Raw genomic sequence first — 10,869 nt, forward strand, 5'->3', positions numbered from 1 at the left:
GATAAAAAAGCGCTTTGATTATCAACTATCGTGCGACGCTCCGCGTCGCATGCCGTTCTGGACGCTCTGCGTCCGATCTTGAGTGTCCGGCGCAGATCTTGTGTTGCAGCACCCATGTGACGCAGAGCGTCCAGAACTGCATGCCGAGGCAGAGCATCGGCACGATAGTCAGTCAGGTTTGCCTATAACGATGAGTGCTTAGCGCGAGTTACGCGCCCTTTCACTGCCCACCCAATCCATCAACAGGCTGTACGCCACCGCCAGCAGGGTCGGGCCGATGAACAGGCCGATAAAGCCGAACGCCAGCAGCCCGCCAAACACCCCCAGCAACACAATCACCAGCGGCAGATTACCGCCGCGGCTGATCAGGTAAGGCTTGAGCACGTTGTCCACGCCACTGATGACGAACATGCCCCAGATGCCGAGGAATATCGCCATGCCGTACTCGCCCTGCCAGACCAGCCAGGCGGTTGCAGGCAACCAGACCAGCGGCGGGCCCATCGGGATGAGGCTGAACAGGAAGGTCAGGATACCCAGCACCAGCGCTCCGGGAATACCTGCTATCAGGAAACCGATCAGCGCCAGCAACGCCTGCGCCGCTGCGGTGCCAATAACACCGTTGACCACCCGCTGTACCGTGCCGGCAACCAGGTCCAGATAATACTGCGCCCTGTCTCCGATCAAGCGTTCCAGCAGGCTCAACACGAACGCCGCCAGACGCGGACCGTCGCGATAGAAGAAAAAAGCGAAAACGATACTCAGAGTCAGTTCGAGAATGCCGCCACCAATCTGCGCGCTGCGCGCCAGCAACCAGTTGCCGACCTCGCCCAGGTACGGCTTGACCGTGGTCATGAACGCCGCGCCCTGCTGATCGATGGTGGTCACCAGACGCTCGCCCACCAGCGGAATACCCGCCAGCCATTGCGGCGGATCAGGCAGCCCGTCGACCTGTATATCCTTGATCAGCGCCGTGGCGTCACGCACATGGTCGGCGAGATTGAAGCCCAGCCAGACGAGTGGTGCCGCGACCAGCAGCATCCAGCACAAGCACATCACCAGCGCAGCCAGCGACTCACGGCCCTTGAACCAGCGCGTCAGCAAACGCATCAACGGCCAGCTGGCAAACGCCAGCACCGCGCCCCAGACCAGCGCCGACCAGAACGGTGCCATTACCCAAAGGCAGGCGCCAAATAGCGCCAGCAGCAGAATCTGCACCAGCAAACGATCATTGTTGAACATGCGGCATCCATCAGAAGGGCTCGGAGGTAGCGAGCATAAAGGCGAACAGGGCTGGCGTCAGCCGCTGTTCGCCATGTTCGCCAATCAGTGACTAGCGGATGACCTCGATTTTCAGCCCTTTGCCATCGAGCGCCCCGGTCTCAAGCCGGGCAGCACGAACGCCTTTGCCGATCAAAGCGTCACGCCAGGCACCCGCGCTGACACCGGAAACAATCAAACGCAGTGAACTGTCGAGGTTGAGGCCGCGAGAAATCAGTGTGACCCAGGCCTCTTGTGGCTCGCCGGCAAGCCGGGGCAGTTCCAGCTTGCCGGTGCTTTTCAATTGACGCAGCAGCGTCGCGGAGGTCGGCAGCAGCTCGCCCAGTGGCGCAGCAGCTTCGAACTGCTCGACGTGCAGATAGGCTCGACGATTGCCGCGGGTAATGCTGTAGAGCGCCACCAGAGTGTCACTGCGGGGCTCTGCCATGCGCAACAGCAGATACGCCTGCCGGTCGTCCGCGCCGAACAGCTTGGCGTTGCCGAACACTTCGTTGGCCCACAGGCTGCTTTCTCCACAGTCGCGTGCCTGACACCAGAACAGCAATTCAGCGCCCTGCTGCTGCAAGGCTTCGCGCGCGGCGGTAAAGGCATCATCGGAAGTATGTTCGGCAGGCAACTGATAGGTGACCGAGGTCAGGTTGCCGCGCGCGCTGACCTGCCCGTCAAATCGCAACTGGCCACTGATCTTGCGGATCGAGCCCATCGGGTAGACACGTTCCAGCTCGGCGGCGGGACGGAAGTCAACGATCTCGGCATCGGCCAGACGCGGCACAATATCCAGATCACGGCTGCCTTCCAGATCGGCGGCGCTGAGTACGCTGCTGAACAGGCTGCTGAAAATGACTGCGCACAACGCTACGGCTGGAACACGTGTTAAAAGCATAAGTGTTCTCATCGGCAGGCAAGCGTAAAGAAAGAATGTGGGTAATCGCCTGCAAGGCGATCAGGGCGGATTGCGGGTTGATCCATCACGGTTGACTCCTGTTTCAACCCGCCCAGCGTCGGCAGTTGCCGGCCTCAAGTCAAGAAGCAGCGAAAAAGCGATTGATACAGTGTGCAACAGAGCGCGCGCCCTCCTCGTCGTCCAGGTGCAAGTGATGCCCGCCGCGCAGCCGTGCAACGTCGAACGGCAGGCCGGACAGCAGCTCGTGTTTTTTCGCCAGCATGCCGTCCGACGCAATCACCAATTGTGTCGGACAGCGAATGCCATGAACGAACGCCATCGCCTGTTGCTCGGTAAATCGTATCGCTGAGGGCAAAGTCAGGCGGCTGTCGCTGCGCCAGGTGTAACCGCCCGGCACCGGCATCAAACCTCGTTGAGCGAGCAGTTCGGCCGCTTCACGACTGACCGTCAGCACGCCTTTCATGCGGGCCTGAACGGCGCGTTCCTGATCCCGATAGACCGGTTTTTTCTTGTTCAACAGCGTCAGTTGCGCCTGCAAGGCTGCGCCCATGCGCTCGGCGGCAGACCGGGGTTCACCGGTCAGCGGCACAAGCCCGTCAATCAATACCAGGTGCGTAACCCGCTCGGGCAACGAGCTTGCGAGCAACACCGCAATGATCGCACCCAGCGAGTGCCCCAACAGGGCAAAGTGCTGCCAGCCGAGTTGCTCGGCGACCTGCAACACGTCAAATACATAGTCGGCCAGGGCATAGGCGGCACCTGCAGGGCGATGATCGGAGTGGCCATGCCCGGCCAGATCCAGCGCGACGATCCGCAAACCTTTCAGATGCGGGGCCAGCCGGGCAAAACTGTTGGCGTTGTCGAGCCAGCCGTGCAGCGCGATGACCGGCTGGCCATCTTCAGGGCCGAACAGATGGGCCGCCAGCTCGATGTGCCCAAGGTTCAAGCGCACTTCCTCGACCGCCAGTCTCATGCGCCAGCCCGTTGCAGATGTCGCGCATCCCAGCGTGCGAACAGCGATTTGAGTAATTGCGCCGTCTCATCGGGGCGTTCCAGTGGAAACATGTGCCCTCCGGGCATGGACAGGTATTCGCCGTCGCTCATGCGCCGGGCCAGGTAGCCATGATGCGGCATGATCACCCGGCTGTGCTTGCCGCGCACCATTGCCAGCGGCACCTTGAGCTGACGCGACGGCAACGGGCTGGTGTGGGGAATGCTGCGATAGATGCTGATCTCTGTCGCCGGATCGAAACGCAGACGCAGTTGTTCGCCGTCCTGCTGCAAACCATGTTGCAGGTACGCCGTCAGGCAGTCGGGATCGAATCGGCGAAACAGGGTTTTGCTGGCAAAGTAGGTTCGGGCCGTATCCAGGTCGGCGAAGGCCTCACGACGCCCCAATGTGCGACCTGCCGGGGTGATGCGGTCAATGAAACCCAGACGCTTGGCTGCGCGGATAAACAACTTGTCCGCCAGACCCAGCACTGGAGAGTCCAGCATCACGACCCCACGGTACAGCTCTGGGCAACGCAGCGCGGCGTGAAAATGCAGCACTCCGCCAAGCGAGTGCCCCACGCCCCATACCGGGCCGGCTTGCTGACGCAGGTGATGAATCAGCTCATCCACCAGGTTCAGCCAGTTGTCATCCACTGGAAAGCGTGGGTCGTGAGCATGCTGCTCAAGGTGCGCCACTTGATATTCCGGCGCCAACGCGCAGAACAACTTGCCGTACGTGGCGGAAGGGAAGCCATTGGCGTGAGCGAAGAACACCGATTGCGACATGCCGCTATTTCCAGAGGCCGTATGAGTCGCAATTGTGTGCAGCCGCCTTGAGGAACGGCAATGACTGGAACTGCCATCACAGACGGCACTCCGGCCATCGCGTACCGAACCATACATACTCAGCGGGCAGGCGGCTCCTGGCCATGCGGCACGACTGCCACGGTCAGTCGCGAAATGCAGCTCAACTTGCCTTCGTCGTTGCTGATGCGGATGTCCCAGACATGGGTGGTACGGCCGATGTGCACGGGACGCACGACCCCGGTCACGCGCCCGGTACGCACGCCACGCAAATGATTGGCGTTGACCTCGATCCCGACGCAGAAGTGCGTACCCGGATCGACCAGCAGATAGCTGGCCATCGAGCCCAGCGACTCGGCCAGCACCACTGACGCGCCGCCGTGTAGCAGACCGAATGGCTGGTGGGTACGCTGATCGACCACCATACTGGCCGTCATCGAGTCTTCGGTGAACGACTCGAAACGAATGTCGAGCACTTCGCCGATGGTGTTTTTCTGAGCCGCCATGAGGGCTTCGATGTCGGGAGCCTGACGCCATATGCTCATGTTAAATCCTTTTTAGTGAGCGCTTGCTCTGCAAGCGCGAGGTCGATGTTCAGGCAGCCCGTTCAGACGTGCCGAACGCTGTTGAGTGTCAGGGTTCCGGCCGCCACGAATTCGCCTTCCAGCTCGGCCAGGCTGGCGGTGCTCATGGGTTCGGCCTGCTGCGCGCTGCCATGCACCAGCACGCTAATCAGTTCACCCACCAGAGGCTGATGACTGACCAGCAGCACGTCTTCGATACCCAGCGTGTCGAGTTGCTCCAGCACCTGACGCGGGCTGCTATCCGGCGTCAGCCAGGGCACTGTCACCACCGGCGCGTCGAAACCCAGCGACTGACGCACCAGTTCTGCGGTCTGCCGGGCGCGTACATAAGGGCTGGCGAGAATGCGCTGGAGGGGCTTGCCAGTCAGGTGCAGGGCGCTTTTCTGCACTTCCTCGCGGCCATGCGCCGTCAGCTCGCGCTCGGCGTCGCTGCGCGCACGGGACTGGGCTTCGCCATGACGCAACACCCAGACCTTCACAGTGTGGGCTCTTCGTCGCGAACCGGGTGTGGCGCAGGCGCGACGTAATGCGCGGCTTCACCGTTCGGGTCACGGGGTGCAGGCCAGTCGGCAAACGGCCAGGGCTTCTGATCACTGTGAAACGTACCGAAACGGCCAATCTGCGCCAGATACTGGCTCAGGCTGTCGCCGAAGTTCATCAGGCTGCCACTCGGCGCGCCGTAGATCAGGCGATACCCCAGTTGCACCAGCACCACGCCCGCCAGCACGATCTGGGCCACGTGCCAGACACACAGAAACAGCAGCATCCACAGGATACGCAGGAGGATCGATTCGTTATCAGCAGTTTTCGACTCGTTCAAAACCTTCTCCATGATGAGGTTGAATGGAGCAAATTGAATTCAATTGAAGCCGGTAATCGAAATGAAATCGACGTCGGTCTTCGGTTCGGCACGCATCAGCGCCTCAATGACCTGGCTGAGCGTACGGCCTTCAAAAAGAATCGCATGCAGTCCTGCGACCAACGGCATGTAGACCTGAACTTCCTGCGCCTTGACCTTGAGCACCTTGAGGGTGTTGACACCCTCAGCCACTTCGCCAAGGCGAGTCACCGCTTCTTCCAGCGAGAGGCCCTGCCCCAAGGCAAAACCGACCTGATAATTACGGCTTTTGGGCGAGGAGCAAGTCACGATCAGATCGCCCACTCCGGCCAGCCCCAGAAAGGTCATTGGATTGGCGCCCTGACTCACAGCAAAACGGGTCATTTCCGCCAGCGCACGGGTAATCAGCATGCTCTTGGTGTTTTCGCCCATGTCCAGCGCCACGGCCATACCGGCAATGATCGCGTAGACGTTTTTCAATGCCCCACCTAGTTCGACGCCAAACCGGTCGTTGCTGGCATAGACCCGGAAGGTTCGCCCGTGCAGGGCAGCCTGAACCTGCTGGCACAGGTCTTCGTCTTCACTGGCTACCACTGTGGCGGTCAGGGCGTGCTCGGCTATTTCCCGCGCAAGATTGGGCCCGGACAACACGCCGATACGCGCCTGGGGGACAATTTCTTCAAGAATCTGACTCATCAGTTTGAAGCTCTGCGCTTCAATGCCTTTGGTCAGGCTCACCAGCATCTTGCCGCTCAGGCGCTCGACATGCGGCGACAGCACGGAACGCAACGCACTAGAGGGCAAGGCGACGAAAATCAGTTCGCTGGCTTCGAGCACCGCCGTGAGGTCGGTTACCGGCTCGACCTCAGGGCGCACCTTGATGCCTTTTAGGTAGCGGGGGTTTTCGCGATTGATGCGAATCGCCTCCGCCTGCTCCGGATCGCGCATCCACTGACGAACCTGATGACCGTTTTCGGCCAGCAGATTTGCAATGGCGGTACCGAAGCTGCCGCCACCAAGAACCGCTACGGGCTGCTGCGTGGTCATAAAACTATCCATCCAGGGCCATCAAATGGCGATGCTGGCATTATACGGCGCGCTGCGCCACGAGCCAGCACCAAAAAGCAGCCAGCAACACGAAGAGAGATGATCTGCCACAAAGATTGCCTACAAGGGCCGTACGTCTTTACCAGGCAACAAGTTGGCTGGAAAGCCGCGCCATCTCGGTTAACATGCGCACACTGCATGAATTATCGCCACGCCCGGTTTAATACAGGACCAGGCCGATGCGCGACCACTGAGCGAACAGGCATGGATGCATCAATCGTAGTTCCGGCGTATCGCCTTGCGTGCAAGGCGCGCAGCCGATGAAGTTCCGTCAATGGGATATCAATACCCGCACCCAGATCATAAGTCTCGGCCCTGCCCTGTTGCTGACCGTTCTGCTGATCAGCTTCTTTACATTCGTACGAATTCAGGACCTGCGTCAGGAGCTCAATCACACCGGGCAGCTCATCGCCAATCAACTCGCCCCGGCGGCCGAACCCGGCGTGACGGCAGGCGACATAGACGGGCTCAAATCGCTCATGCGCGCAACCCTGTCCATGCCCAGCGTGCGCTATTTAGAAATACAGGACGCCTCCAACACCGTCATGGTCTACATCGACCAGACCCGCGAAAACGAGCATCAGCCCAGGCAGATGGAAATCTTCCAGGCGCCCATCCGTCACCAGCGCACAGCGGCACACACCGCTCGCGCAGCACGTAGAGAAACGCAGGATGCCGCATCGCCCGATTATCTGGGTCGCGTACTGGTGGGCATGTCCAGCGAGGCGTTCAATCGACGCCAGCAGGAAATACTGCTCAAGGCAGGGATTCTGGCGTTGTGCGCCCTGCTGTTCACCTTTCTGCTGGCCCGACGCCTGTCATTGAGCCTGTCCAGACCCATCAGCGACATGGGTGAAGCCCTCAAGGCCATTCAGCAGGGCCACTACCACACTCCCATGCCGGTCAGCGACGATGCCGAACTGGGAGCGCTGGCGCGGCATATCAATAGCCTGGCGGAGAACCTGCACCGCACCAGCCTTGAACAGCAGCGCTCGGTGGCGCAACTGATCCAGACCCGCGAAGAAGCCGAACGGGCCAACCGCGCCAAGTCGGATTTTCTGGCGATGATGAGTCATGAGCTGCGCACCCCCATGAACGGCGTTCTGGGCATGCTGCAACTCATGGAAACAACACGCATGACCGACGAGCAGAGCGAGTACGCGACGCTGGCCACCGAGTCCACCGAACATCTGTTGAAGGTCATCAACGACATCCTCGATTTTTCCCGCATCGAGCGCGACGCTCTGCAAATGGAGAGCATCGCGTTCAACCTCGCCGAACTGGTCAGCGCCTCGACCCATGCGTTCAACCACAGTGCACTGCAGCGCAAGCTGTTGCTGGAACTGCACGTCCAGCCGGGCCTGGAGACACTGACGGTGATCGGCGACCCGACCCGCATCCGTCAGATCCTGGTGAACCTTATCGGCAACGCGCTGAAATTCACAGAGGAAGGCAAGGTCTGCGTCGAAGCTGACTGGGTGATGCTCAACGATGAGCAACTGAGTTTTACCTGCAAGGTGCATGACAGCGGCATTGGCATCAATGCCGAGCGACTGGAGTCCATGTTCGATGCCTTCAAGCAGGCAGACAGTTCGATTTCCAGACGCTATGGCGGCACCGGGCTAGGGTTGCCGATTGCCCGCAAGCTGGCCGAGCGCATGGGCGGCACGCTTTGCGCAGAAAGCGTGGAAGGTGCGGGATCGGCGTTCACCCTGCAGATCGCCCTGCCGGTTTCGCGCCATGTTTCGGTCGATGTCGTCCCCCCGCCATCTGCACTCGATGCGCACGGCAAGGAGCGCAGTATATTGCTGGTCGAGGACAACCCGGTGAACCGCACCGTGGTGCAGGCCATGTTGCATAATCTGGGCTGCAAAGTGGATGTCGCGGTCGATGGTGTCGAGGCCGTCATGAAAGCCGGTGCAGGAAACTACGCGCTGATCCTGATGGATTGCCGACTGCCGGTCATGGACGGTTATGAGGCCACGCGCAAAATCAGGCAACTTTCCGGGCTGGAAAGGATCCCAATCATCGCGTTGACTGCCAACGCGTTGCAGGGGGATCGGGACGCCTGTTTACAGGCAGGGATGGATGATTATCTGCCAAAGCCGTTCAAACATGCTGATTTGCAGGAGGTTTTGCAGCGCTGGTTGTCCTTTCAAGCACCTGCGACTGGCGATAAATGTTAAATTGCGGCAGTCTTGGTTACCCCATCGGCCAGCAAAATCGGCTGGATGACAAAATTCAGTGTACAGGTGTACTTTGATTTCACCTGAGCTGTGACTTTCATTACAACGCAACAGTCTATGAGTAGGCTGCCGGACAGGGTCCTGGTGAATTGGTACGTCAGAACCGGCGTTCGAGCCAGTGGCGCCACAACCTGCCGCACAAGATTATTGAGGAGCTCGCATGACCAAACAACACGCCTTTACCCGGGAAGACCTGCTGCGCTGCAGTCGTGGCGAGCTGTTCGGCCCAGGTAATGCGCAACTGCCCGCCCCCAACATGCTGATGGTTGATCGCATCACCCACATCAGCGAAGAAGGCGGCAAGTTCGGCAAAGGTGAGTTGGTCGCCGAACTGGACATCAACCCGGACCTGTGGTTCTTTGCCTGCCACTTCGAAGGCGACCCGGTCATGCCCGGCTGCCTGGGCCTGGATGCCATGTGGCAACTGGTCGGTTTCTACCTCGGTTGGCAGGGTAATCCTGGCCGTGGCCGCGCCCTGGGTTCGGGCGAAGTGAAGTTTTTCGGTCAGGTGCTGCCTACCGCTAAAAAAGTCACCTATAACATTCAAATCAAACGCACCATGCGCGGCAAACTGGTCCTGGCAATCGCCGAAGGCACCGTGAGCGTCGATGGTCGCGAAATCTACAGCGCCGAAGGCCTTCGCGTCGGTCTGTTTACTTCCACTGAAAATTTCTAAGGGTACTCGCATGCGCCGCGTCGTTATCACTGGTCTGGGTATTGTTTCCTGCTTGGGCAATGACAAAGAGACCGTCACCGCAAACCTGCGTGCTAACCGCCCTGGCATCCGCTTCAACCCGGAATATGCCGAAATGGGTCTGCGTAGCCAGGTTTCCGGCTCCATCGACCTGAATCTGGAAGAACTGATCGATCGCAAGATCTATCGCTTCGTCGGCCATGCGGCAGCCTATGCCTATCTGGCGATGAAAGACGCCATCACCGACTCCGGCCTGTCCGATGACCAGGTGTCCAACGTTCGCACCGGCCTGATCGCCGGCAGCGGCGGCGCGTCCACCCTGAACCAGATGGAAGCGCTGGACACTCTGCGCGAGAAAGGCGTGAAGCGCGTCGGCCCCTACCGCGTCACGCGGACCATGGGCAGCACCGTATCGGCCTGCCTGGCCACGCCCTTCAAGATCAAGGGCGTGAACTACTCCATCTCGTCCGCCTGCGCCACCAGCGCTCACTGCATCGGCAGCGCTGTCGAGCAGATCCAGCTCGGCAAGCAGGACATCGTCTTTGCCGGCGGCGGTGAAGAAGAGCACTGGAGCCAGTCGTTCCTGTTCGACGCGATGGGCGCACTGTCCACACAGTACAATGAGACGCCGGAAAAAGCCTCCCGCGCCTACGACACCAAGCGTGACGGTTTCGTCATTGCCGGTGGCGGCGGCATGGTGGTAGTCGAGGAGCTGGAACACGCTCTGGCACGTGGCGCGAAGATTTACGCAGAAATCGTGGGCTACGGCGCAACGTCCGACGGCTACGACATGGTTGCGCCAAGCGGTGAAGGTGCGATCCGCTGCATGCAGATGGCCTTGGCTGACGTCGACAAGAACGATGTCGACTACATCAACACCCACGGCACCTCGACCCCGGTCGGCGACGCCAAGGAAATGGAAGGCGTGCGTGAAGTGTTCGGCACCAATGCGCCGGCCATCAGCTCTACCAAGAGCCTGTCAGGTCACTCGCTGGGTGCCGCGGGTGTTCACGAAGCGATCTATTGCCTGCTGATGATGGAAAACTACTTCATCGCCGGTTCCGCGAACATCGACGAACTGGACCCGGCCATTGCCGACATGCCGATCCTGCTCAAGACGCGTGAAGATGCGAAGCTTGATCTGGTCATGAGCAACAGCTTCGGCTTCGGTGGCACCAACGCTACGCTGGTGTTGAAGCGCTGGGCGGGCAAGTAATACTGCTTTTGCCACAAACAAAGAAGGCGCCTTTCGAGGCGCCTTTTTTGTGGTTCGGGCAAAGTAGCTAATGCTCCCCGGTATGCCTGAGGGGAAGATGAATCTTCAGAGCATTTCTCGTTCCTCACGCTCCAGCGTGGGAATGCAGTTCGCGACGCTCTGCGTCGAAAGAGGACGCAGAGCAGATCGGAAGAGCGTCGTGTAG

General features: G+C 60.0%; 11 protein-coding genes. 3 read left to right on the plus strand and 8 right to left on the minus strand.

The features are described from left to right. Window positions 1-198 precede the first annotated feature (198 nt). The 8 genes from DW49_RS0105550 to DW49_RS0105590 all read right to left on the minus strand — a co-directional run bounded on the left by DW49_RS0105550 (window position 199) and on the right by DW49_RS0105590 (window position 6,448). Window positions 199-1,239, minus strand: coding sequence for an AI-2E family transporter (locus tag DW49_RS0105550; RefSeq protein WP_005618709.1), 1,041 nt, complete (start codon window positions 1,237-1,239; stop codon window positions 199-201). Window positions 1,240-1,330: 91 nt separating this feature from the next. Next, window positions 1,331-2,161 (minus strand): DUF4892 domain-containing protein, encoded by an 831-nt coding sequence (locus DW49_RS0105560; RefSeq protein ID WP_005618714.1) that lies wholly within the window; start codon window positions 2,159-2,161, stop codon window positions 1,331-1,333. Window positions 2,162-2,300: 139 nt separating this feature from the next. After that, window positions 2,301-3,155 carry an alpha/beta fold hydrolase gene (locus tag DW49_RS0105565; RefSeq protein WP_005618716.1) on the minus strand — a complete coding sequence of 285 codons (855 nt, stop codon included), beginning with the start codon at window positions 3,153-3,155 and terminating at the stop codon, window positions 2,301-2,303. Further along, window positions 3,152-3,961 carry an alpha/beta fold hydrolase gene (locus DW49_RS0105570; RefSeq protein WP_005618718.1) on the minus strand — a complete coding sequence of 270 codons (810 nt, stop codon included), beginning with the start codon at window positions 3,959-3,961 and terminating at the stop codon, window positions 3,152-3,154. Before DW49_RS0105570 ends, DW49_RS0105565 begins: the two co-directional genes overlap by 4 nt. A 119-nt stretch (window positions 3,962-4,080) precedes the next feature. Then, on the minus strand, window positions 4,081-4,524 hold the full coding sequence (locus DW49_RS0105575) for a hotdog fold thioesterase (protein ID WP_005618719.1): 444 nt from the start codon (window positions 4,522-4,524) through the stop codon (window positions 4,081-4,083). A 62-nt stretch (window positions 4,525-4,586) separates the two neighbouring features. Beyond that, entirely contained in the window at window positions 4,587-5,042 is a 456-nt protein-coding gene (gene sixA / locus DW49_RS0105580; protein WP_005618721.1) for a phosphohistidine phosphatase SixA, read from the minus strand. Beyond that, window positions 5,039-5,329 carry a DUF4389 domain-containing protein gene (locus DW49_RS0105585; protein ID WP_229610937.1) on the minus strand — a complete coding sequence of 97 codons (291 nt, stop codon included), beginning with the start codon at window positions 5,327-5,329 and terminating at the stop codon, window positions 5,039-5,041. Before DW49_RS0105585 ends, sixA begins: the two co-directional genes overlap by 4 nt. A 93-nt stretch (window positions 5,330-5,422) precedes the next feature. After that, on the minus strand, window positions 5,423-6,448 hold the full coding sequence (locus tag DW49_RS0105590; RefSeq protein ID WP_005618722.1) for an NAD(P)H-dependent glycerol-3-phosphate dehydrogenase: 1,026 nt from the start codon (window positions 6,446-6,448) through the stop codon (window positions 5,423-5,425). Window positions 6,449-6,768: 320 nt separating this feature from the next. Between DW49_RS0105590 and DW49_RS0105595 the strand changes: the two genes are divergently transcribed. The 3 genes from DW49_RS0105595 (at window position 6,769) to fabB (ending at window position 10,664) form a co-directional block, all read left to right on the plus strand. Next, window positions 6,769-8,694 carry a response regulator gene (locus DW49_RS0105595; RefSeq protein WP_005618724.1) on the plus strand — a complete coding sequence of 642 codons (1,926 nt, stop codon included), beginning with the start codon at window positions 6,769-6,771 and terminating at the stop codon, window positions 8,692-8,694. A gap of 220 nt (window positions 8,695-8,914) precedes the next feature. After that, window positions 8,915-9,430: a 3-hydroxyacyl-[acyl-carrier-protein] dehydratase FabA gene (fabA, locus tag DW49_RS0105600; protein ID WP_003379759.1), complete on the plus strand. Its 516-nt coding sequence runs from the start codon at window positions 8,915-8,917 to the stop codon at window positions 9,428-9,430. A gap of 10 nt (window positions 9,431-9,440) precedes the next feature. After that, the gene (fabB, locus tag DW49_RS0105605; RefSeq protein WP_005618727.1) at window positions 9,441-10,664 is read left to right on the plus strand and encodes a beta-ketoacyl-ACP synthase I; all 1,224 of its coding nucleotides are present in this window, start codon (window positions 9,441-9,443) and stop codon (window positions 10,662-10,664) included. Window positions 10,665-10,869: the final 205 nt, after the last annotated feature.

It is taken from the genome of Pseudomonas avellanae BPIC 631 (assembly GCF_000444135.1).
GTDB classification, from domain to species: Bacteria; Pseudomonadota; Gammaproteobacteria; order Pseudomonadales; family Pseudomonadaceae; genus Aquipseudomonas; species Aquipseudomonas avellanae.